This is a genomic window from Ignavibacteriota bacterium, from assembly GCA_016218045.1.
GTDB lineage: Bacteria > Bacteroidota > Ignavibacteria > SZUA-365 > SZUA-365 > JACRFB01.
Genome location: JACRFB010000022.1, coordinates 25,158 through 48,860, shown reverse-complemented (window position 1 = coordinate 48,860; position 23,703 = coordinate 25,158). Strand labels below are relative to the sequence as shown.

Below are 23,703 nucleotides of genomic sequence, written 5' to 3'. Positions count from 1 at the left end.
TTTCGACAATACCCGCCCGCCTCCCCACCCGAGGACATCCGCCATGCGTCCGATGCTCGTACTCGCGCTGCTGCCGCTGCTCTGCTCCACACTGCACGCGCAGCCCCGCATTCTGTGGCGCTTCGATACCAGGGACGCCTCCTTCGGCCAAAGCGCCATGGGCGACATCGACGGCGACGGCAGTCTCGAAGTGGTCTTCGGCTGCTATCGCAACGACAGTTGCATCTATGCGTTAAACGCGGAGGACGGCACGCTGCTCTGGAAATTCAACGCCAGCTCACCCGGCTTCGAGGGCTGCAACGATGTGGCGCCGCTCATCGCTGATGTCGACGGTGATGGCGCCCTCGAAGTGATCGTTGCGAGTTCCTGCAATCCCAAAACCTACTGCTTCGACGGCCGCACCGGCGCAATTCTATGGGAGGCACGCACACGCGGCAGCGATTCGCCGCCCAGCATGGGTGACGTGGATGGCGACGGGAAGCCGGAAATACTTCACGGCGAATTCGGCGGATGGGTGCGCTGTCTCAATGCGGAGGACGGTTCACTCGCCTGGGATCTTGCGGTGGACACACATTCATGGATACAGACGGCGCCGACCCTGCTCGATGCCGATGGCGACGGCACTCTCGACTTTGTGGTTGCAACGTGGAACCGCACCGCGGGTGATACCAACACCGTGCGCGCCTACCGCTGCAGAGACAGGAAGGAACTCTGGCGTGTCCCGCTTGCGGATGTCGTCTATCACGGCACCGCCGTGGCCGATCTCGACATGGATGGAAAAGCTGAGCTGGTGATCGGTGATTACAGCGGCACCGTCACCGTGCTCAATGCCGAGGACGGGAGTATTCTTTATACGCTGAATCGTCCCGGATACTATCACGGCGCACCCGTTACGATAGGCGATCTCGACGGCAACGGCACCTGTGAACTCGTCACGATACGCTGGTACGAGGTGACGGCTTTCAACGCCAGCGGCAGCGCGCTGTGGACACACGACATACGCAATTTCGCCGGATCCTTCCGCGGCGCGGCCCTGAGTGATGTTGACGGCGACCGCCTGCCCGATGTGGTGTTCGGCACGTCCGACGGACGCCTCGTGGCGTTACGAGGCACCACCGGTGCGCCGGTATATGATGTGGATCTCGCCGCCGATTACGGCGACACACGATTTACGCTCGATCATGCACCCGTGATCGCCGATGTGGACGGCGACGGCGCGATGGACGCGATAATCGTGGGCGGTCATGCCGACTATCCCGACTTCTCGAAAAACTTCGGCCGCGCCTACGCCGTGCGCCTCGGAGAGGGTTTCGGTCCACCGTGGTTGATGTTCCAGCACGACGTGTCCCGCAGTTCGAGTATGAACGCGGGCGGGATTACCAGCATACACGCCGGCGATCCCTCCGCCGCGCCGGCGCTTCACATATTCCCCAATCCCACACGCGGAAAACTGAACATCATCACGGAAGGCATACGAGAAGGGAGCACCGCGTCTGTAACGATTCGTGACGCCGCCGGACGCGTAATCATCCGGCAACTCCTCTCAGGTGATCACAACACCGTCGATCTGCACGGCCGCCCGCCCGGCGTCTATCTCGCCACCCTGCATGCCGGCCGCGGTATACATCACACCCGCTTCATCCTCACACCCGCTTCAAACATCGGAGAACGTTGAACCTTTGTCGTCACACGTCACACACCATTCTTTCTACTTTCTACTTTCTACTTTCTACTTTCTACTGTCCCTCTTCCCACATGCGCGCATACACCCTCACCCTCACCATCACCATCACCATCGCCATTGCCACCGCGGTACATGCGCAGCCGATGCAGAACCGTCTCATGCTGGCAATATCGGATGATGGACTCCGATTTACGAAACTGCATCAGACCGTGTTCAACGAGGGCGACGTCCCCGATGCTGTTGTGACACCGGATGGAACCGTGTTCCTGTTTTTCCAGGGCAACCTCCCTCCGAATCACGACCAGATCGTTGTGGGCATCTCGGCGGATGGAAAAAACAACTGGAGTTTTCAACCCGTGTCCATCATGGGAATCGGCGGCTGGAAGGTGCGGCCCTGTGATCCGGATGTGATATATCGCGACGGGCTGTTCCGCCTGTACATGACCGGTGATCCAGTGAACGATAAAATTCCCGAGACATATTCCGCGACATCGACCGACGGCATTCACTTCACGCTCGAGCAGGATCCGCGCTTTTCGGGAGGCACACGCGCGGCGCTCGATCCCTCGCTGCTGTGGATCGGCGACACGCTGCACTACTTCGCGGGCGGAGGCGCCATCGACCGCAACTGGCACGCCGTGTCGACGGACGGCCTCACCTTCACGGCGGTGCCGGAATTCACGGTGAACGGCATGATGATGTCGAACGGTATCGCCGTGCCCGGAGGATACAGGTTCTACGGATTTACGAACCGTCCGCCGCGGGACATTCGTTCGATATTCAGCACCGACGGCGCCGCGTGGCAGCAGGATGCGGGTCCACGGCTCGAAGTTGAACGCAATGACACGCTCGAATCGGATTACGTAAAGGATCCGGCCATCGTGCTGCGCAACGGCAGCTACCTGATGTACTACGTGACACGGAAGCCCGAATTCACATCGGTGCAGAACGAGATGGATGCGGCCGTGGACGGCCTCCGGCTCGGCGCGATCTATCCGCATCCCGTCGCGGGATCGGCAACAGTGACCGTCGAGGCGCGCACCGCGGGTCCGATGCGTGTGGAAATGTTTGATGCGCTCGGACGACGCGCCGCGCTCCTGTTTGACGCCACCATCGCGCCTGGGGAGTATTCCTTCGTGTGGGACGGAGGCGGAGTGTCCGCCGGCGTGTATCGCTGCGTTCTCACGCGCGGAGCGCATGTGGTGTCGCGCCCGGTTATTGTGCGCTAAACGTCGCGGATCCGTCACGGGAATTTCGGCGGGAATAATCCTTTTTCTGAACCCTGTGTCTCACTTGGATCATCATACCTGAGCCGTTCTGTCCCGGCATGTTTCTCACCGCATCATCCCGCCAGCCCCCCACATGATCTCACCTCCGCTGCAACCGGTCCGCCGGCACATCGCGGCCGCGTGCGCCGGCCTCGTTCTCCTCCTTGTCCTTTTTATTCCCGCACACGCCCAGGAACGCGCAACCGATATACGCGGCATTGTGATCGACGCCGAGAGCGGTGAACGCCTCCCCTTTGCAAACGTGCGTGTCGCGGGCCGCGACCAGGGCACGAGCAGCAACAGCGAGGGACATTTTTTCCTGCCCGGCGTGACGGGTGATTCGTGTACCCTGGTTGCAACGTACGTCGGATACGGACCGCGCGACGTACGCGTCGACATGACCGACGCCGTGCCGCGGCTCGAAATTCCGCTGCTGCCCGTGTCGATCGCCCTGCGCGGTGTCACCGTCACGGCATCGCCGCTGATGCTCGAGACCGCGACCACACTCAGTCACGTGACCCTGTCTCCGCGCGCCCTGGGCGTGCTTCCCGCCATCGGCCAGACCGATGTGTTCCGCGCGCTGCAGCTTCTGCCGGGCATCAACGCGGGGAGCAGCGGATCTTCGGAATTACATGTGCGCGGCGGCACGCCGGATCAGAACCTCATCCTCTTCGACGGCATGACCATGTATCATGTCGATCACTTCTTCGGTTTCTTCAGCGCATTTAATCCCGACGCGATCAAGGACATTCAGGCCTTCACCGGAGGATACACCGCCGAATACGGGGGACGCCTGTCGAGTGTCATCTCGATGACCGGCAAAACGGGTAGTTCCGCCGCCACAAATCTGGGTGTCGGACTCAACCTGCTCAGCGCCAACGCCGTGCTCGAGGGACCGCTGCCCTTTCTTGGAGACGCGACCTATCTAGTGGCTGGACGCCGCTCGTTCACCGACTTCATCCGTAGCGGGCTCTACGAGGATCTCTACAATTTTGTGACGGGCGACGAGACCGGCGGCCGCGTCGGCAGCGGCGTCCGTCCTTCGGGTGGCGGAGGTCCGGGCAGCGGTCGTCCCGCAATGACAGGCAGTTTCATCCCCTCGTTTTACTTCTACGACATCAACGCAAAACTCACCGTGCGCCCCACATCGCGTGATGCGGTGAGCCTGAGTTTTTACAGCGGGAAGGACGATCTCGACAAGTCGCAGGTGTTCACCGGCTCGGTGTTTAATGTGCGCGAACTCGAGGGCCAGGCGAGTCTGTCGATCACCGATTACACACGCTGGGCAAACACCGGACTCAGCGGGATGTGGAACCGGCAGTGGTCGGAACGTGTGTCGAGTCTCATGAGCATCGCGGCCTCGGAGTTCACGAGCAACTACAATCGCGGCACAAACACGAACCTGCTCTTTGCGCCGTCCGACAGCACCGGCATGCGGCGCGGCCTGCTGCTCGCAACACAGGAGGACAATTCCGTGCGCGACTTCACCATGCGCGGCGACGTGAAGTGGCAGACGGAGGGTGATCACCGCCTCGACGGTGGCTTCACCAGCAGCCGCTTCGCGGCGGACTATGTGGCGAGCGCCTCCGACAGCGCCGATCTGCTGCGCCGCGGGGGATCATCCTGGATGTTTGCGCTGTATGTGCAGGACACATGGAAACTGGGCGCGCTTGAAAGCACCATCGGCCTGCGCGGCACCTGGTACGAGGGCACGGACCGCGTGTACATCGAGCCGCGACTGTCGCTGCAGTATGCGCTCGGCAGGGGTTTCTCCCTGCGCGGCGCGTGGGGTCTGTATCACCAGTTCGTCAACCGTGTCACCAACGAAAACGTGCTCGAGGGCAGCCGCGAATTCTGGCTCACCGCCGATGCCGACATACCGCCCGGCGCCGCCGAACACCGCATCCTCGGTGTGGCGTACACGGCCGACGAATACACGTTCAGCGTCGAGGCCTATGAAAAACACCTCGAGAATCTGACCGAGTACTCGCGCCGCTTCCGCGCGCAGGCCGACTTCGCCAATTTCTTTTTCTTCGGCACGGGTACGGCGCGCGGACTCGAAGTGCTCGCGCAGAAAACACGCGGCGCGCTGTCCGGATGGATCGGCTACACACTTGCGCGTGTCGAACACACGTTCCCCTCGCTGAACGGCGGCACTCCGTTCCCCGCCTCGCACGACCATCTTCACAACGTGAAGTCGGTGCTCACATGGAATGTGTCGGGGTGGACCTTCTCCGCCAGTTGGGTCTACAGTTCCGGCAATGCCGTCACCGTGCCCGAGAGCCAGTACTTTCTCGAGATGCTGAACGGCCAGCAGCTCGGCTACATTCATGTGAGTGGGAAAAACGCGTCGCGGCTTCCGGCCTATCATCAGTTGGACCTGAGCGTGACACGCTCGTTCGAACTGGCGCTGCTGCGCGCGGATTTCGGCGTGAGTGTGTTCAACGTGTACAACAGGAAAAACATCTCGTACCGCGAATACAATCTCACGACCACCCCCATCACGATCACCGATGTGGCGCTGCTCGGCTTCACGCCCTCGGTCAATCTTGCACTGCATTTCTGAGGACCGCCATGAACACGTCCCATCCTGTTTTGTTCCGGTCCGCCTCATACACTGTGAAGAGCACGCTGCGCCGCCTCCCCGTACTCGGCATGGTGCTGCTGCTTGCGGCCTTGTCGGCCTGCGATGAAGAGTCGCCGGTCGCCGCCGAATCGCCGAGTCTTGTCGTGCAGGCCTATCTGTACGCCGGCGAGAACGTGCGCGACATCCGACTTTCCACCACGCTGCCGCTTGGCAGCAGCGACAGCATCGCGCCGCCCGTCGACGACGCGCGTGTGACGCTGATAAAAAACGGACAATCCTATCCGCTGATTTCCACGGGCAACGGCATGTACGCGTCCGCAGGTGCGGATCCCGTGGTGGCTGCGGGCGACCATTTTGATCTCGACATCGTCTGGGGCACGCGGCACATCACGTCGAGCACGGTTGTGCCCGACGCGCCCGCGGGTGTGACGCTGGCTCCCGACACGCTATGGATACCCGCGTCGGCATCGATGACATATCTGCGTTCCGATTCCGCGCGCACACGTGTCACATGGACGCAGGCGGAGGGCGCGCTGTGGTACGTGACCGCGGCCAATATCGAGACCGATCCCGAGGCGATCGTGCTGGGCAGCGATCCGCTGCGCCAAGCCCGCGGCCGTTTCATCACTCCTCCCATCGGGGGATCGGCGTACACGCTCAGCATTTTGAATCTCAGCCATTACGGGCGACACACCGTCACGGTGTACCGCATCAACACCGAATACGCGGCCCTGTATCTTTCGCGCGAGCAGAATTCGCGTGATTTGAACGAACCCGCCACCAACATTGTGAACGGCCTTGGTGTGTTCACCGCCTTCAACGGCGTGCAGCGCCAACTGGTCGTGGCGAAGCGATAGACAGCCCGAATTCCCCCGCAGGGGCTGCTCCTGCGGCAGTAGGACGGCTCGTCGTGTATCCGCGCGCGTGCGTGATGTCCCGTATTTTTGCACGACATTTTTTTCGGAACACTCTTGCAGAAAGCATAAAACGGATATACTTTATCCGGGACTGTCGCTCGACTCCACATTTATACAGGAAACACGTCCGCCTGACACATGCGGTCGACGGTATGCCTGCCGGCGCGGAACAGCTCACGTGGCCGCGCGCGTTTCCTTCAGCCACGAACAGGTGAATCATGCACCAGATACAACGACCCGACCTCTTCACACACATCCACAAGGGACTGCGCCTCATGCTCTACGAGCTGGCGGCCGACATGCAGCGGACGGACTTCTCGCGCAGCGACGAAGAGACCGCCATCATCGCGCGTGTGCTATTGTGCCTCGACCTGCTCGACGAACACGGCGTGCATGAAGACACGTCCATTTTCCCCGCGGTGCAGGTGATGGAGCCGGGCACGTTGCGCATGCTGAGCATCGATCATGAACAGCTCGCCAGTGTGTCGTACTCAGTGAAGGACGCGATCGAGACGCTGCGCAACGCCGGCGCGGCGGATAAACACATTGCCGGCGCGGAACTGCTGCGCAGTTTCAACACGCTGGTCGCATCACAACTGCATCACATGAACCGCGAGGAAGACACGGCGCTTCCCGCCACCTGGAAATATCTCAGCGACGAACAGATCCTCGCCATCCGCAGCGGCATACAGGCCAAACAGACGCCCGAGCGCTACAAGATCTGGCTGCGCCTCATGCTGCGCGCGATGAACAGCAAGGAGATAGAGTTGCTGCACCGCAGCGTGCAGAAAGCCGCGCCCCCCGCGGTGGTCGCCCTGATCGATGCCGAGATCGCGGAACTCGGCGCAAGACGGTAGCGGCGGCGCTTCAGGGTTTGCGGTATTCGACACGCATCACGATCTCGGCCCGCCTCTGGCGGACGTTGTCGCGATTGCCGTCGCGTGTGCCATGCCCCTCCGGCACCCAGCGGATGCGTCCAGCACTTTTGAAACGCTGATACACCGCGGACGAGGCGAGCGCCTTTTCCAATTCGCGTGTGGTGTACACCGCGCGCAGACGCGAGAGCAGCAGATTGCCCGCCGCTCCGTCGATACGCGCCTTGTCGGGAATCGTGAACGCGCCGGTGCGTACCATCGGTCCGAGATAGCGTCCACCGCGCGGGAGACGCGGATCCGAAAAACCCGACACCGTGGTGAGCACCACCGACACCTCGCTGAAAAAGGGTGCAAGCACCATCAGCCGCGATTCGATCGCGCGCGCGAGGCCGGCCACGGCACGGTCCACATCGAGCGCGAGCGCCTCGTAATCCTCGTCGCCGGGATTGATGATACCCGCGGCGCGCAGGCCGCCTGAGGCATAGGCCGCGCGCAATTCGGCGAGATTCGCCGAGGTGTTGGGCTTCCAATATCCTGTGACAAAAAACGGTATCGATACGGTCAACGGTGGAAACGAGGGCGGTCGCGGATGCCAGCCCGTGGGTTTGAGCATGACAAAGCGGAAGCCGCTGCCGTCGATACATTTCAGCGCGAAGCCGATGTCGGGATAGTGAATGCCCTCCCCTTCCTCGTTGCGGATGAAGTCGCCCTCGTAGCCGAAGAACTGCGCGCGCGCGGTGGTGAGTTTCCAGCGCTGACCGTCGGCAAGCAGGCGGTTGGGCCGCGGCACATGTTCGTCGCCACAGATGCCCATCTCCTCGACCTCGTAGGACGAGGGATTGAGTCCGAAATACCAGCTCGGATTTTCCGGCGGCAGATACACACGCAACGGAAGTGAATGCGTGAAGAGATACGGCACGCGGTCGCGGTCGAGAATGAAGCGCGCGTCGTCCCACGCCATTCCGAGCCGCACGCCGAATATGGCGATGTCCATACTCGTCATGCCCCGCGAGATACGCGGCAGCGCCTGCGACGTGATGTCGATCTGCGCCTGCAGGGTGGAGCAGGCGAACAGCAGCACGGCGGCCGCCGCGGCGGTCCTGTGACGAAATGTCATGAGCCGGACCGTATCGGCCTTACTCGCGGCCGAAATCGCAGCGCTCCTGCAAACCCGCAAGCTCGCCGTGTATGGCTTCGAGTGTGCCGCGCCGCGCGTAGTCGCGCGGAGGTGCGCAGGTCGGACAGCCGCGTCCGCCCGTTGCGCAGGCGTGACGGTAGGACTGGTTGTTGCGCTCACGCAACGACACGAGGTATTTCGTCGACACGCAGTATGTGGCCTGCAGAGCGTCGATCATCGAGCAGTTCTTGGCGTAGAGGTGACCGGGCAGGCAATGCTCGTGCGAGCAGGTCTGGCACCACGACGCGCCGTATTTCGATTGCTTCACATGCGCGTGCCCGCTGCCGCAACTCTGGCCTCCCGCACAATCCATGCGACCGTCACACGTGTTCCTGCCAGAAGTGCATGCCCCATTATGTGTACACGACGCGCTGCCGCACGATGCGCCATTCCACGGATAGTCTCCATGACTCACGGGCGCGCTGGTGCAGGTTCCGTCCCACCCCGCTGCGATGCTGCCCGCGCTTGTATGCCGATGCTGCGCCGCCGCCGTAAACGACAGCAACGCTGTTGCGAAAACAATCACCGGAAAAAGGAGTTTGTGCTTCACTGTTCCTCCGTCTATAGAAATTGAATTTGCGTCTTCCACCTTCCACCTTCCACTTTCCACCTTCCACCTTCCACCTTCCACTTTCTACCTTCCACCTTCCACTTTCTACCTTCCACCTTCCACCTTCTACTTTCCACATTCCACCTTCCACCTTCCACCTTCACCATCAGCCGTCACGCCGCCTTCCGCACATTACTCACCATCGCCAACTGTCGCGGCTGCGCCGGATCAGCGACATCGTACAGATACAAGCCGTTCGGCGCAACAATCACGAGGAGATCGCCCGACCAGATAACATCGTAGCCGTTTGCGACGGGAATACTCGACACGGGGACGGGCGACTTCTCGTTGCGGACGTCGAGTATCTTGACGTCGTTGGCGTCACACACGATCACCATGCTGTTGCGCACGGAGAGTCCCTGTGGTCCGTCGAGTCCATGGCTCGCGAGGAGCATCGGACTCTTCACGTCTGCAATGTCCACGATGTGCAGTTCGTTTTCGGATTCACCGCAGCGGGTGCCGTTGCGCAGCGTCACATAGGCGCGCTCACTTTCCACAACGACGGGATCGCAGGCCCGGGCGTGGCGGAATTCCGACACCTTGATCGGAAGCCGCACATCGCGGGCGTCGAAAATGAACATGCCCGTCTGGCTGCCGATGAAGAGGTAGTTCTCGTAGGGGAACAACGTCTCGATGCCGAAGCCGATGGAGACCTTGCCCACAAGTTTCGGCGCGCGCGGCTGTATGATGTCGAACACCACGAGATTCGCCACGTCGATGCAGTAGAGGTAGTGATCCACGATCGCAAATCGCGACATCGATCCCGACTGTCCCGACGCTCCGCCGCTGCCGCCCGTGTTGCGTCCGCCGTCGGTCATATCGTACTGCGGCGGCGCGGTGCCGCATCCATCCGAACCCGAGCAGCCGCTGCTGCCGCCGTAGGTGTTCTCGTTGACACCGTACACGATCGGCTGCGGCTTTGTGTGGCCGGTGAACACCTTCTGCAGCGAATCGATTACCACGGGTGCGGCGGGATCCGTGCAGTCGAACACGAGCAGGTCCTCGTAATTGTCCGCATACATCACCGTGCCCGTGCCGACGACGTCGAGGTTGCCTTCCAGCGGCACATACCCCACGCTGCGTATCGCGGCCGGGTCGCGCACATCGTAAATGTTGATGCCCTGATACATCTCGCCGACATACAGGTGGGTGGGAGTCAGATAGATCTTGCCGAAATCCACACGCACGGCGGGAGCCGACATCGGTGCACGCCAGCCCACGGCAAGGAGGGCGAACGTGAAGGCGAAGAGCACGAAACGGCGCGATATCATGGCAGGTTCCTTCAGGACATACACATCCCGCGTCCGTGTTCTGCGGGATGGAAGAGTGGAGTACGCGTACGGTCGTTTTGCAATTGTACGGTAAAAAGAAGCAAAAGGAAAGGCAAAGTCTTTTACTCATCATACCATGAAACGGCATTGCGGGCGGACGTCGCGCTGCGTAGTTTGCGCGCAGCGCCGCAGCCCGGCCAACTCCCCTGTAGTCGAAGGAGTCTCCCATGAAACATCGTATTCTGTTTGTGATGGTATTGTGCGTCGCAGCGTCGGGTCTGCTCCGCGCGCAGAGCGCCGACACACTACGGCCCGGCGGGCCGGGCACCCTGTATTCCACCAGCCTGCCGTCCGACATGTTTTCGGAATGGCTGCTGACCTTGCGCAACGGGACCATCGTGTCGGCGGACGCGTCCTCCATCCGCTGGCGCGACGGGGAGATTCTGATCTCGGGCACATTGCGCGACATGCGGCTCGCCGCGAAGGATGTGGCCCTGATCCGCGAGATTCCCCATGGCAGCGCATTCCGCACGGCTTTTGCGGGCACGTTGTTCATGGTGTCGATGGTGGCGTTCTCGCCGAAGGGCACACCCGGCTACTACGTGGGCACGGCGACGAACTACGATAACCAGGCGGTGTTTCCGTCGCTCTCCCCCATCTCGGTGCTGCTGGCAGCGGGTGCGGCGGCGGCGGCCGGACTGCTCGCCCAGCGAGAACAGCAACCCGGACCGGCCATCGCGCTCGACGGTACGGAAAACGAACGCCTGTGGCGCCGCCTTCTCGACGCCTCGCGGCCGCGCTGGCACATCCGCAGCGCCGCCGCCTTTGTCTTCGGCGGCGCCAAGGACGACTGGCACAACGAGCACGCCAAATACGGCATCGCGCTCGACGCGCCGAAGCAGAATTATTATTACTCGGATGAAACGCTCGACATGACGTCGATCAATCTCGGACGCTCGCTGCGTGTCGGTTATTCGGTGAGCAACGATGTGGAAGTGGGAATCGGCTACGCGGGGGACGGGGTGCAGCGGTTCACCGAATCGCTCGCGTACACGCGACCGGGCAATCCCCCGCAGCCGGTGGTGCAGACACTCACGAACCAGTGCACGCTCGAACTCGTCATGCTGGCGGGACAGTACACCGTGTACCGCCCGAGTGATCGCATCTCCGTGCATGTGGGCGCGGGGGTCGGACTCGCCTCACTGCGCGTCGACGTGAACGGGTATGATCTGCGGACCGGCAAGGAGGAACTGCTGCAGAAGTCGCAGGCCGGAGGCACGGTGTTCTGCGGCATCGAATACGCGCTCGACCGCGGCACGTCACTGGGTCTGCATGTCGACATGCTTACGGCCGGATCCGTCCGCATTCCCGAACAAAAGGTGATGGACTACGAGCGCAGCATATACGCGGTCGTCGCGCCGTTCGATCTCGGACTGACCTCGTACAGTGTCGGACTCTCGCTCGGCATCAATCTCTGAAACACATCTCCAAACCATAACAGGCGGGCGGATCGGAAATTCGCCGATTTACCTTGATTTGGGATATTTATTCTCTATATTTCTCCCGTCCAGCCTGAAGCACATTACCTCCCTCGCCGGCAACCGCACGTGAAAGCGCGGAAGCGGTGGGAGAACCCCGAATCGGAGCGGGTGCTCCCATTTTCGGGGACGTGTTTCGTTTTGGATTGTTCTTTCGTTCGAAAGAGCTCGTTCGTTCAGAATCCGTCAGGAGTAACATCATGAGATCACCGTCACGTTTTCCGAATATTGGAGCGGCACTGTTGTTCGCCGTCCTTTTCCTCGCGTCTGTCGCAGGCGCACTGGCTTTCCCGTCCGGCCGAGGTGCCGCCGCGGCGAGCCGCGTACCGGGTGATCCGCCCAAACTCCTGGCTCCGACACTCTCGCTCACGAAGTCGTCGAGTGTCGACACCGTACAGTCGGGCGTGATGTTCACGTACACGATCAGCTACACCGTGTCGTCCACGAATCAGGACGCGCTGAACGCCGTGATCGTGGATTCGCTGCCGACCGGACTCGACTGGACCAGCGCGGCCGTCATAGGCAACGCGCAGGTGGCGAGCAGCAATGTGAACACCTCGACCGGCGTTGTCACGCTCACCATGATCAGTCCGCTCCCCGCGGGCTCATCCGGTTCCGTGCAGATCAACGTGATGTTCCCCTCGGGCACGACACCCAACAATCTGACCGTGTGCAACAAGGCCCGCATGACCGCATCCAACGCCACCGCCACGGTGAGCAATCTGGTGTGTGTTGTTGCACGGGCGGTGCACCGCTTCACGTTTGTGAAGGAACACTTTATCGGCAACGCGTTGAACGGCAGCGTGATCTACCGCCTGCGTGTCATTAATCCCGCCGGCAACAACATCGGCGGACTGAACCTGAACGCCGCCTCCATCAAGGATACGCTGATTCCGGGGGCGGTGTTTGTCAGCGCCACGGGCGGCGGCTCGCATCTCGCCGGTGTTGTCACATGGAGCATCCCCACCATCGCTGTGAGTCCATGGTATCAGCCCGCCTACTACGACTTCTATCTCACGGTGCAGTACCCCTCGCCGCCCTTCACGCAGAATCAAACCGTCTGCAACCGCGCGACGCTGCACGGCACTCCTGTCGGCGCGTCCCCGATATCGCTGCCCGACACGGCGTGTGTGACACTTGTCACCGCGGCTCCGGGTGTGCAGTTCCTCAAGGGTCCGTGGTGGTCGCCCATGCCGAATCGTATCCCCGGCTGTAACGGATATTACTACCTGTATCCGTCGAATACGGGCAACGCGCCGGTTGACAGCATGAAGGTCACCGACATATTGCCGACCGAAGTGAAGGTTACCAGCTTCACGACCGGCTCGTATAACAACTTCAGCGGCGGATCCGTCACTGTGCGCTACCGGACCAACGTCAACGCGGCCTGGACCACGGTCGGCACATACACCACAAACACGTCGATCAACGTGTACAGTGCGCCGATCAGTCTGCCACCCGTGCAGTTCATCACGCAGTTGCAGTGGGATTACGGCACAGTGCCGGTGGGCTTCTCGACAAACGCGCCGCCCACCATCAACTTCACGCTGCAGCCCAACGACCTCGTGACCAGCGCGCCGGTGCTTGTGGGCGACACCATCACCAACTGCGCGACACTTACCTCGCAGTTCGGCGGCAATCCGCTCACACCCATCACGAGCTGCAAGACGTTCACCGTCGCATCGGCCGCTCCGTCGCTCAGCACATACAAGAGCGTCATCAGCACCGGGCCGTACTTCCCCGGCGACACCGTGCGGTACATCATGTACCTGTACAATCAGGGCACCGCGCCGCTCAACAATCCCGTGGTTGTGGACAATCTGCCGCCCGGCTTCAGCTACGCGGGAGGTGTGACATACTCGAGTCTCAACGGCGCACCGAATCCGTCCACACTCGGACCCTCGATCTCGACCACACCCTCAACAGTGACGTGGAATTTCAGTTCGCCGATGCCCGCCAATTCGTGCACGGGACCGACGTACATCTATCTCATCGAATTCAACGCCGTGATCGCGCAGGGCACAGCCCCGGGTAATTACTGCAACACGTTCACATTCGGCGGATCGAATCATCCGACGCTGAACTCGAATCAGGCGTGTATCGTGGTCAACAGCGTGCCCACGCTCGAATCCAAGAAACTCGTGAAGGGCGCGCTCGACACGGCCTACGCGGCCACGGGCAACACCGTGTCAGGCGGCGCCGTCGATTATCAGCTCACCATCACCAACACGGGCAATGTCACGATGAAGGACATCCTCGTTGTGGACATCCTGCCGTACATCGGCGACGTGGGTGTGGTGAACTGGAGCACCGCGCGCAACAGCCAGTGGGCACCGAATCTCATCGGTCCCGTTGCCGCGCCCCCGGGTGTCACCGTGTATTACTCGCTGCAGACGAATCCCTGCCGCACCGATCTGACGCTGGCGGGTCCGGGCGGCTGCGTCGCGCCCGTGTGGTACACCTATGCCGGGCTCATCGGCGGCGGTTACAACGTCACGCAGGTGCGCTCGCTGAAGTTCGACTTCGGCATATTGACACTCGCGCCGCTGCAGACCTTCACGCTTACCTGGCCTATGACCGCGCCCATCGGCGCGCCTATCGGCACAGTGGCCTGCAACTCGTTCGGCTACGTCGCAAAACGCGCCGACAACAATGCGGTGATTGGACCGGCCGAACCGCAGCAGGTCTGCATCGAGATCAAACAGCCCAATCCCGCGATATACGGCGACTACGTCTGGAACGATCTGAATCAGAACGGCATCCAGGAAGCGGGTGAACCAGGCCTCAACGGCGTGATGGTGGAACTGTGGAACGTCGGACCCGACGTCACCGCGGGCACCTTCGACGATTATCTGGCCGTCAACAATTCCAACGTCACGATTCCCTTCGTGATGACCGCCAACAACATGAGCAGCCAACCCGGCTACTATCAGTTCACGAATCTGCAGCCGGGCACGTATTATGCGCGCTTCTTCCCGCCTCCCGGCTTTGTTGTCAGTCTGTTGAATCAGGGCGGCAATCCGCAGCTCGACAGCGACGCGAATCCGGTGTTTGGTCCGACCTACGGCTGGACCGTGCCTGTGACCCTCGCCGCAAACGCGATCGACACAACCTGGGACATGGGAGTGTACTTCCGTGAACAGACGCCGCAGAACTGCAAGGAATACCGCGCGCAGGCCCTGCCCATACAGGGACAGAAGGACTGCTGCTGGAACGTGCGCTTCACCCGCACCACCGCGGTGAGTTCGATACGCTTCACCATTCAGCCGGCGAACACGATTACCTCCACCGTGCCACCGGCCGGTTGGATCGCGACCCCGCAGGGCGGCGTGTATCCGACACCGTCCGTTACACTCGTGCCGCCTTCCGCGGGCAACGGCATCGACACCGCGATGTTCTGCTTCAACATGGTGACGCCGCCGGTGCAGCTCCTCTTTGTCGAATGGCTCGACGCACAGGGCGCGGTGATCTGCCGCGACACCGCGCGCATCGATTGCACGCCGAACACCAACACCGGCAACACGGGCGGTGTGAAGTTCGAGGACAAGAACGGCAACGGTGTGCAGGACGCGAGCGAACCCGGCCTCGCCGACTGGCCCATCACACTCATCCCCGTCGGCGGCGGACGTCCGCTGATCACACGCACCGACGCGCGCGGCCGCTACCGTTTCGACGGCATCGCGCCGGGCACCTATCACATCGTGGAGGAGCAGCGTGTCGGTTGGGCGCAGACCTCTCCTGCGAGCGGTGCACACACCATCGTCGTGCCGCCGGTCGACACATCCGACCACGACTTCGGCAACACCACCATACCGTGTACCACACCGACAGATACAATCAATCTCTCGCTCGGCACCACCGACAATTTTGTCGGACCCGAAGCATCCGTGATCGGACCCGCTCTCACCGCGTGGAACAGCACCAACTACAATCTCCCGACCATCGGCTTCGACCGCTGGAATCAGGAGCCCATGGGGTGGTTCTTCGGGCAGACCTTCACCGGCTACGCGCAGCAGGGCTGCTTCGTGATGGGCGCGCGCCTGCGCATCCGTCTCAAGGCCATCGGCACCGGCGCCGCGAACGACGGCATCGGCATTGTGGCCGGGCCGAATCTCGCCTGGTATCTCCCGATCACGGGCGTGTCGTCCAACGGCTTCTGGGCGCCGAATCAAACCGAGACCATCGTGCTTGATCTCGGCAATCTGCCCATGGGTACCAACGGTGCAACAAGCGTGCTTGCGGCGATCGCGTCGGGCACCTTCAACATCTTCGTGCAGAACAACACCGCCGTCGACTTCGTGGAGTTGCAGATCTACATCTGCTGCCCCGACGAGCTCGGCACCGCCACGCTGCAGGGTGTCAAGTTCCACGACGTGAACTGCGACGGCAAGTGGGATCCGGCAACGGAACCGACACTGCCGAACTGGACGATCAACCTCAGCAACGGCCAGACCGCAACGACCAACAATGCGGGCCAGTGGACGCTCACCGTCCCCGCGCCCGGCAGTTACACCGTGTCGGAAGCCACCGTCTATCCGTGGTATCAGAGCTTCCCCACGTCTCCCGGCACATACACCGTGTCGGTGGTGCCCGGGCAGACCGTCTCGAATCTCAACTTCGGCAACTGCCTGAAAGACACCATCATCGTGGTGCCTGTCGAGCACTGCGATTCGCTCATCGGCGCCTCGCTCGACACGGCGTGCTGCCAGTACAATTTCACCATCGCCAACAACGTCGCCTCGCCGATCACCAGCATCAGTTGGTCGCTTGTCGGCGCGACACTCAACTCGATGACCACCACGCCCTGCACACCCGTCGCGGCCCCCGCGCCGGGCAGCACCTCGGGCGTGCTGCTCTTCTCGCCCGCGTGTGTCGGCAATCTCGGCTTCAACATTTCCGTGACGCCGCTGCTGCCGTCAGGACTCGTCGGCCTGCAGCTTGTTGTTCATCACGGAGATAAGGACTCGTGTGTCCTAATTACACGCTTCGAATGCGACCGTACGCCGCTGACGCGCTGCGACTCCGTCACGGTGAAGCCCTTCGTATTTGTCGGGCTCGACCTCTCGGGCCGCACGTTCACGGTGTACAACGTCAAGGTACCCGTCTCGCCGATCGTGTGGATCGACATCAAGCCGACACCACCGCCCGCGTTCCTGCAGGGCGGCGGCCTCGTGATCGACGGCATCGGCACACCGTGGTCCGTGCCCTACACACGCATCCCGCTCGCGGGCCTCATCAGCGCCAACACGACGGTGAAGTTTAATCTCGGCGTTGATTACACGCTTGGCTGGACCGGTGCAATCACACTGGTGATACACCATGCGGACGGCGACAGTTGTACGTATACGTACGGGCCATGGTCCGCCACACCTCCCACCGGCGGCGGCACCGTTGTCGCGTTGCCGATACAGAAGCGCGTATACGCGAACCGTCTGCGTCTGCAGAACACCGGCCAGAACACCGCGGTGAAATGGGTGTCGGTGCAGGTGGTGGACCGCGACGACCGCATCGTGGGTGCATCGGGCAAGTATTGGGACGGCACAACACTCGAAAGCGGCTACGCGCGTCTTTCCGAATACGAGCAGGGGCAGACCGAAGCCCTGTTCGAATTCGCCGAGCGTATCGCACCGGGAGCCGTTTCGCCCTTCTTCAACCTCGTAGTTGCGCGTGACTCCGCCAAGAGTGGCGCACCGACCATCCGTTGGACCACCTACGACGGTCAGGGCAACGCGCTGGCAACCGACACCGTGCGCATCACCACACAGGTGCTGTCGATACGCGGCGAGCAGGGGTCGCTGCCGGAAGGCTTCGATCTTCTGAGCAGCTTCCCGAATCCCGCCACCGGCATCACCACGGTGAACTACATGCTGGGCACCGCGGGCGATGTGATTCTCGAACTCTATAATCACCTCGGTGAGCAGCGGGCCATCCTCGATCAGGGGTTGCGCCAGCGCGGCCTGCAGTCGGTGCAGTTCAACACCAGCGGACTCCCCGCCGGCACGTACTATCTGCGTCTCAGCGCCGGCGACGCCGCCGTCGTCCGACCGATGGTTGTTGTCAAGTAAAGAATAGAGGAGCTAGGAGCTAGGATCTAGTAGATAGTAGTTGGTAGATCAGTAGATGGTAGGTGCGCGATCTGCTCTACGAGAGTGAGGAGACAGGAGACAGACCTTGGCTTGATGGCCTCCTGCATCCTGTCTCCTCACACGGACAGAGTAGACTGATCTACTATCTACTATCTACTATCTACCATCTACTAGATCCTAGCTCCTATCTCCTATCTCCTATCTCCCTACGAGATACCGCTTAATTTTCTGCGTGGTCGTCTTCTCGAATTCCGTATCCTGAATTGTGACGCGGCGGATCTGTTTATAGACCGGCAGCCGCTTGTTAAGGGCGCGGATTTCGTTGTTGATCGTTTCCTCGATGATGGCGCGCGTGACTTCGCCCCCTGTTTTATGCGCGAGTTCGATGAAGTGTTCCGCGTTGGGCACAATACGCACGGCGATGTGTTCGTCGCCTTTCGAGGTGTCGGCATACACAAACGATTCGAGCACGGAGGGCATGCGGTTCACCTGTTCCTCGAGTTCTTCGGGAAACACGTTCTTGCCGTTCTTGGCGATGATGACATTCTTCTTGCGACCGTTGATGTGCAGGAAGCCGTCGGCATCGATCGAACCGAAGTCACCCGTGCGGAACCAGCCCTCGCTGTCGATGGCGGCGCGTGTGGCCTCGTCGTTTTTGTAGTAGCCCATCATGACCGAGGGTCCGCGCACAAGGATTTCCCCGCGGCCGTCGTCGTCGGGCGCTTCAATGCGCACTTCCAGATTCGGAAGCGGCAGGCCCGCTGCATCGTCGCGGGTATTGCCGAGACGGTTTAGCGCCACGATGGGCGAGGTTTCTGTGAGACCGTATCCCTGCACGAAAGTGAAACCGAAGGAACGGAATCCGGCCGCCACGGCGGGATCGGGAGCGGCGCCGCCCACGATGAACATGCGTATGGCGCCGCCGAAACGCTCGTGGATCTCGTGGAAAATCTTTTTACGCAGCGGGCCCGCGCCGAGCGATTCGAGCATGCCCGCAACAGCGCTGAGTGGACGCACTAACAGCGCCGCGAGTTTTTTCTCGGCTATGCCCTGCACGATGCGCCGGTACATCTTTTCATACAGCAGGGGTACTCCCAGCAGCACCGTCGGGCGGACGGTCCGAATATCGTCGGCCACGGTCTTGAGCGAGCGCGCAAAGGTGGTGGAAGCGCCCGAGGAGATCGGACACAGGAAACCGCAGGTGCACTCGTACGTGTGGTGTATCGGCAGCACGGAGAGAAAGCGGTCGGAAGGCGGAATCTCGATCATGCTGCGCATTGCCACAAGATTCGCACAGATGTTGGCCTGCGAGAGCATCACACCCTTGGCGCTGCCCATCGATCCGGACGTATAGACGAGCACGGCAAGCGCGTCGGGACGAGCGGGAGGAAACACCGCGCCCGCATCCGTTGTATGCGCCGCGAGCAGCGCGGGCATCGATTCCACCGCGCCGCGTTTTGCGGGCAGATCCATGTCCACCAGCAGCGACAGTTCCGGCAGTGTGGTGCGGAAGCCCTCGAACATGTCGCGGTAGGCCTCCGAAAACACTGCTGCGCTCGAGCCGGACGCGTGCAGGATGGATACAACCTCGTTCTCCCGGAGATTGCGGTCGATCGGCACCACCACACAATTCATGGTGATAGCCGACAGATACGCGACACACCATTGCACACGGTTCTCCGACAGCACGGCGATGTGTTCACCCTCCCTCACATCGAGCGCGCGCAGCGCGGCGCTGAAGGCCAGGACTGCGCTGCGCAGCTCCGCATGCGTGAGCTTCGGCACAGGGGTCGGCGTCAGATCGGCAAGCGCGGGCAAATGCGGATACGCCGCCGCGTTGCGGTCCAACATCTCCGCAAAACTCGTGAACGTGGTCACCGCGTACAGCGCATCCGTTTTACGATATCTCGGCATGACGGACCTCGATTATAGTCTGTATCTGACAATGTTATCGTTATTCCATGCGATATCAAAGCGGACGCGCCTCCGGCGCGGCCTGCGCAAACACGCCACGATGCCCCCCCCCCCATAGGGACGCGCGGGACGCGCGTCCCTATGGGGCGGGCCCGCGTCCCGGCATCGTTGCCCTTCGTCGCACGGATTCCTATATTCACGACGATTCACCCATTCACTTTATACGACAACACCGGAGGTTTCGCATGGCGGGAATTTTTGCCCGGGTCACGGACATCTTCAAGGCCAACATCAACGATTTGCTCGACAAGGCCGAAGATCCGGAGAAGATGATCAAGCAGATGGTCATCGAGATGGAGGAAGCGGTAAACAAGGCGACCACCGCCGTCGGATCCGCTATCGCAAACGAGAAGCAGATCGAACGCCAGTATGCGGATAAAAAGAAGCAGGCCGACGAGTGGCAGGAACGCGCCTTGAAGGCCGTCAACGCGGGTCGCGACGATCTTGCGCGTCAGGCCCTCGAGAAAAAGAACATGTTCGCAAAGGCGGCGGGCGACCTCGAGCCCGTGCTTGCGGAATCGAAAAAAACCTCGCTCGCCCTGCGCGGCCAGCTCGAGCAGCTCAAGAGCAAACTCGACGAGGCGCGCGTCCGTCAGGGCACGCTCATCGCGCGGCATCAGGCGGCCAAGGCGAAGAAGACCATCGCGCAGAGTCTATCGGGCATCGGCGACGGCGCCTTCGCAAACTTCGAGAAATACGAGCAGAAAGTCCTGAAAGAGGAATCCGAGGCCGAGGCATTCTCGGAACTCGCGGGCGAGTCGACCTCGCTCGACGACGAATTCAAGAAACTTGAGGCGTCCAGCACGGTCGACGACGAGCTGGCTCAGCTCAAGGCCTCCATGCAACAGGATCCCCAATAACGATCATTCCTCAGGAGCGACTCTCATGTCCGATATTCTCACCATCACTCACCAGAAAGTTGGATCCCTGCTCAAGGCCATCTACGGTGCCTCATACGCGAATGAGGTCCTCGAAGTGGACGACGCGTACATCATCAAGCGCGGCTCAGCCGCTGTCACGGTCACCATCAAGCCGCTGTTCAAAACGGACTGCATCGTGCATGCGATAGCGTACGTCGTGAAGGGCGCGCGCATCGAACATGACCTGCTGTACTATCTCATGCGCATGAATTCCGTGAATCCCATCGGCGCCTTTGGCGTGAGCTTCGACGATACCATCACCTTCAGCCACGGCATCGCGGGCGCCAACCTCGACATGAACGAGCTGAAGCGCACGATTCAGGCGGTGGCTTTTGTTGCCGACGAAACCGACGACCTCATCCGCGCCGGGTACGGCGGCATGCGCGTGGTGGACGCCGACGCGCAGATGCTCGAAGACGCCATTGTGATCCCTGCAAAAAAGACGGGAAAGGCAAAGGCTAAGAAAACCGCGGCAAAGGCCAAGAGCGCGGGCAAAGCAGCCAAGAAAGCCGCGCCGAAAAAGGCCGCGCCGAAAAAGGCCGCGGCGAAAAAGGCCGCCCCGAAAAAAGCGGCTGCCAAGAAGGCCGCCCCGAAAAAGGCGGCTGCCAAGAAAGCCGCGCCGAAGAAGGCAGCCGCAAAGAAGGCGGCGCCGAAAAAGGCCGCGACAAAAAAGGCCGCCCCGAAAAAGGCGGCGCCGAAAAAACAGCCCGTCAAAAAAGCCGCGGCAAAAAAGGGCGCGGCGAAGAAGAAGTCCGGGAAATAATCAGCCGCATGTACATCGGGAAGGCGTCGGTTCCAACCGGCGCCTTCTCGCGTGTGCGGCCCGTCGGTCCGTAGGGAAAGGAGCAACACGGTATGGACGACACACATATCCGTCTCGGCACCTCGGGTTGGAGTTATAAGGACTGGATCGGATCGGTGTATCCCGATGGATGCACCGCGGCAAAATTCCTGCGTGTGTACGCGGAGCGTTTTCCGACAGTGGAGATCGATTCCACCTTCTACGGCATACCGCGCGAAAGCACCGTCGAGAAATGGCGCGCCGAGACGCCTGACGATTTTGTCTTCGCCGCAAAATTCCCGCAGTCAATTACGCACGAGACGCGGCTGCAGGATCATGTCGACGAGGCGCGCGCCTTTATCGAACGCCTGCGCTTGCTCGGGCCCAAACTCGGTCCCCTGCTGCTGCAATTCCCCTACGGCTTCCGCGTCGATGCGCACGACGAACTCGATGCCTTCCTCGCGCGGCTTCCAGACGATTGCCGCATTGCGGTCGAAGTCCGGCACAAGAGCTGGCTCGGCGACCGCTTCACCGAAATGTTGCGCGCGCGCGGCGTCGCACTCGCCCTGATCGATCATCCGTGGATGCCGGTGATGGACAAGGCCACGGCCGACTTCACCTACATCCGCTGGCTCGGCGACAGGAAAAAAATCGAGGACGATTTTTCGCACATCCGCTTCGAGAGGACCGAGGCGCTGCTGCGTTGGAAAAACATCGTCGACCGCCTCAGCACCGAGGGGCTGTTCATCTACGGGTACTTCAACAATCACTACGAGGGGCACTCGCCCGCCACGCTCGCGCGTTTCCGCGCCTTGCTCGGACTCGGATAACTCCGCGCTCAGTCGAGCGACATAATAGTGTCGTCGGCAAGGCCCTGCTGCGGCGGACCCTCGCGCAGCGGCGAGGCGAATTCGCCCTTGCGGGCGCGCAGATCGTAATACATCACCACCAGATAGTTCGAGGCGAACATCTGTGACACGATCGAGGCGAGCGTGATGAAGGCGATGTACGCGATGCCGATCGTGCGGATCACCGAGACGATGGCCTCGGGCGACGGTGTGTCGCTCATGTTTGATGAAACGAAGACGTCCGCAAAACTCGCGGAGAAGGCGAACATGCCGACAAGCCCGAGCGGCATCATGATGATCTGCACGGCGATGCCCGCAACGATCGCAAAACCGATGGTGATGCCGAATGTGCGCCACCACCACTCGCGCACCAGATACGCGCTGCGCTGAAACGAGCGCAGGACCGTGTCCTCCTCCACCGCGATGACGATCTGCGCGAACTGCCAGCGTATGCTGAGCCAGATAATCACGGGTATGGCGCCCACAATGCCGAAGACGCCCACAAGCACCAGGGTGTCGATGCCGAGGAACAGCAAAATGTATGGCCCGATCAGTATCCCCACGATCAGGCAGGCCAGAAGGAGCGACTGACCGAGGCCGCGCAGCAGCACCACGCCGGCCACGGCGCCGAGCGCTTCCGACCACTCGACATGTATGCCCTCGAGTGTCGAGGCCGAGACGCGCGCCATGGCGAGCGACGCAAGCAGCGAGCCGATCGAATACAGGATCACAGCCACGAAGAGCAGGATGAGTGTGCCGAACAGGGGCGTCAGCATGGACCAGAACATCGAAAGGACTTCGTCGTCGGACGGCGTCGCGGAAGGATCGAGATCTCTGATCAAATCCGACAGTGCCCCGGCAAAACTCGAGAGTGTAAACACGAGCAGTAGCGCGCCGGGCAGCAGCACCAGGAACCCTATCAGGGAGTTGCGCGTGAACGTTCTCCCGAGCAGGCGGAACACACGCTCGAACATTTCTCCGAACGTCCAGGGCTGAATGGGCTGCTCCATTGTATCCTCGTGATTAGTGGCCGGAAGCGGATCGGGCGAATATACGTCTTTTCCGGACACTCCGCTCCCCTATTACGGCGTCCGACGGTCCGATTTCCCTGCTTTGAGATGATGGCGGAATCCCTGATATTGGGTTGTATTGATATCACAGTTCCTG

General features: G+C 61.3%; 15 protein-coding genes. 10 read left to right on the top strand and 5 right to left on the bottom strand.

Translation table 11 applies throughout. The features are described 5' to 3' along the window. The first annotated feature begins 43 nt into the window (after window positions 1-43). The 5 genes from HY962_06885 (at window position 44) to HY962_06865 (ending at window position 7,313) form a co-directional block, all read left to right on the top strand. Window positions 44-1,675 (top strand): VCBS repeat-containing protein, encoded by a 1,632-nt coding sequence (locus tag HY962_06885; GenBank protein ID MBI5646641.1) that lies wholly within the window; start codon window positions 44-46, stop codon window positions 1,673-1,675. Between the two features lie 80 nt (window positions 1,676-1,755). Then, the gene (locus HY962_06880) at window positions 1,756-2,913 is read left to right on the top strand and encodes a hypothetical protein (protein MBI5646640.1); all 1,158 of its coding nucleotides are present in this window, start codon (window positions 1,756-1,758) and stop codon (window positions 2,911-2,913) included. 133 nt (window positions 2,914-3,046) lie between these two features. Then, entirely contained in the window at window positions 3,047-5,518 is a 2,472-nt protein-coding gene (locus HY962_06875) for a TonB-dependent receptor (protein ID MBI5646639.1), read from the top strand. 8 nt (window positions 5,519-5,526) lie between these two features. Continuing rightward, a complete protein-coding gene (locus HY962_06870) occupies window positions 5,527-6,396 on the top strand; it encodes a DUF4249 family protein (GenBank protein ID MBI5646638.1) in 870 nt (289 codons plus the stop codon). Window positions 6,397-6,674: 278 nt separating this feature from the next. After that, window positions 6,675-7,313, top strand: a complete 639-nt coding sequence (locus HY962_06865) for a hemerythrin domain-containing protein (protein MBI5646637.1) — start codon at window positions 6,675-6,677, stop codon at window positions 7,311-7,313. A gap of 10 nt (window positions 7,314-7,323) precedes the next feature. Here the strand turns inward: HY962_06865 and HY962_06860 are convergent, their stop codons facing one another. From HY962_06860 to HY962_06850, 3 genes are all read right to left on the bottom strand, one after another. Further along, a complete protein-coding gene (locus HY962_06860; GenBank protein ID MBI5646636.1) occupies window positions 7,324-8,448 on the bottom strand; it encodes a hypothetical protein in 1,125 nt (374 codons plus the stop codon). 19 nt (window positions 8,449-8,467) lie between these two features. Next, window positions 8,468-9,058 carry a hypothetical protein gene (locus HY962_06855; protein MBI5646635.1) on the bottom strand — a complete coding sequence of 197 codons (591 nt, stop codon included), beginning with the start codon at window positions 9,056-9,058 and terminating at the stop codon, window positions 8,468-8,470. 173 nt (window positions 9,059-9,231) lie between these two features. Then, window positions 9,232-10,389 carry a hypothetical protein gene (locus tag HY962_06850; protein MBI5646634.1) on the bottom strand — a complete coding sequence of 386 codons (1,158 nt, stop codon included), beginning with the start codon at window positions 10,387-10,389 and terminating at the stop codon, window positions 9,232-9,234. A 227-nt stretch (window positions 10,390-10,616) separates the two neighbouring features. Between HY962_06850 and HY962_06845 the strand changes: the two genes are divergently transcribed. Together HY962_06845 and HY962_06840 are read left to right on the top strand one after the other, a co-directional pair. After that, on the top strand, window positions 10,617-11,867 hold the full coding sequence (locus tag HY962_06845; GenBank protein ID MBI5646633.1) for a hypothetical protein: 1,251 nt from the start codon (window positions 10,617-10,619) through the stop codon (window positions 11,865-11,867). 260 nt (window positions 11,868-12,127) lie between these two features. Then, window positions 12,128-17,992 (top strand): T9SS type A sorting domain-containing protein, encoded by a 5,865-nt coding sequence (locus HY962_06840; protein ID MBI5646632.1) that lies wholly within the window; start codon window positions 12,128-12,130, stop codon window positions 17,990-17,992. 219 nt (window positions 17,993-18,211) lie between these two features. Here HY962_06840 and HY962_06835 read toward each other — a convergent pair whose 3' ends face one another. Then, complete coding sequence (locus HY962_06835; GenBank protein MBI5646631.1) at window positions 18,212-19,927, bottom strand: AMP-binding protein; 1,716 nt, start codon at window positions 19,925-19,927, stop codon at window positions 18,212-18,214. A 245-nt stretch (window positions 19,928-20,172) separates the two neighbouring features. On the opposite strand from HY962_06835, the gene HY962_06830 reads away from it, so the two are divergent. From HY962_06830 to HY962_06820, 3 genes are all read left to right on the top strand, one after another. Further along, window positions 20,173-20,847, top strand: coding sequence for a PspA/IM30 family protein (locus HY962_06830; protein ID MBI5646630.1), 675 nt, complete (start codon window positions 20,173-20,175; stop codon window positions 20,845-20,847). A gap of 25 nt (window positions 20,848-20,872) precedes the next feature. Continuing rightward, the gene (locus HY962_06825) at window positions 20,873-21,670 is read left to right on the top strand and encodes a hypothetical protein (GenBank protein ID MBI5646629.1); all 798 of its coding nucleotides are present in this window, start codon (window positions 20,873-20,875) and stop codon (window positions 21,668-21,670) included. 92 nt (window positions 21,671-21,762) lie between these two features. After that, window positions 21,763-22,518: a DUF72 domain-containing protein gene (locus HY962_06820; protein ID MBI5646628.1), complete on the top strand. Its 756-nt coding sequence runs from the start codon at window positions 21,763-21,765 to the stop codon at window positions 22,516-22,518. A gap of 8 nt (window positions 22,519-22,526) precedes the next feature. Here HY962_06820 and HY962_06815 read toward each other — a convergent pair whose 3' ends face one another. Continuing rightward, complete coding sequence (locus tag HY962_06815) at window positions 22,527-23,546, bottom strand: hypothetical protein (protein MBI5646627.1); 1,020 nt, start codon at window positions 23,544-23,546, stop codon at window positions 22,527-22,529. Between the last annotated feature and the right edge of the window lie 157 nt (window positions 23,547-23,703).

Excerpts from the sequence above, each read along its gene's own strand:
- HY962_06885 (MBI5646641.1), top strand. The coding sequence starts at position 44 with ATGCGTCCGATGCTCGTACTCGCGCTGCTGCCGCTGCTCTGCTCCACA.
- HY962_06880 (MBI5646640.1), top strand. The coding sequence starts at position 1,756 with ATGCGCGCATACACCCTCACCCTCACCATCACCATCACCATCGCCATT.
- HY962_06875 (MBI5646639.1), top strand. The coding sequence starts at position 3,047 with ATGATCTCACCTCCGCTGCAACCGGTCCGCCGGCACATCGCGGCCGCG.
- HY962_06870 (MBI5646638.1), top strand. The coding sequence starts at position 5,527 with ATGAACACGTCCCATCCTGTTTTGTTCCGGTCCGCCTCATACACTGTG.
- HY962_06865 (MBI5646637.1), top strand. The coding sequence starts at position 6,675 with ATGCACCAGATACAACGACCCGACCTCTTCACACACATCCACAAGGGA.
- HY962_06860 (MBI5646636.1), bottom strand. The coding sequence starts at position 8,448 with ATGACATTTCGTCACAGGACCGCCGCGGCGGCCGCCGTGCTGCTGTTC.
- HY962_06850 (MBI5646634.1), bottom strand. The coding sequence starts at position 10,389 with ATGATATCGCGCCGTTTCGTGCTCTTCGCCTTCACGTTCGCCCTCCTT.
- HY962_06845 (MBI5646633.1), top strand. The coding sequence starts at position 10,617 with ATGAAACATCGTATTCTGTTTGTGATGGTATTGTGCGTCGCAGCGTCG.
- HY962_06840 (MBI5646632.1), top strand. The coding sequence starts at position 12,128 with ATGAGATCACCGTCACGTTTTCCGAATATTGGAGCGGCACTGTTGTTC.
- HY962_06835 (MBI5646631.1), bottom strand. The coding sequence starts at position 19,927 with ATGCCGAGATATCGTAAAACGGATGCGCTGTACGCGGTGACCACGTTC.
- HY962_06830 (MBI5646630.1), top strand. The coding sequence starts at position 20,173 with ATGGCGGGAATTTTTGCCCGGGTCACGGACATCTTCAAGGCCAACATC.
- HY962_06825 (MBI5646629.1), top strand. The coding sequence starts at position 20,873 with ATGTCCGATATTCTCACCATCACTCACCAGAAAGTTGGATCCCTGCTC.
- HY962_06820 (MBI5646628.1), top strand. The coding sequence starts at position 21,763 with ATGGACGACACACATATCCGTCTCGGCACCTCGGGTTGGAGTTATAAG.
- HY962_06815 (MBI5646627.1), bottom strand. The coding sequence starts at position 23,546 with ATGGAGCAGCCCATTCAGCCCTGGACGTTCGGAGAAATGTTCGAGCGT.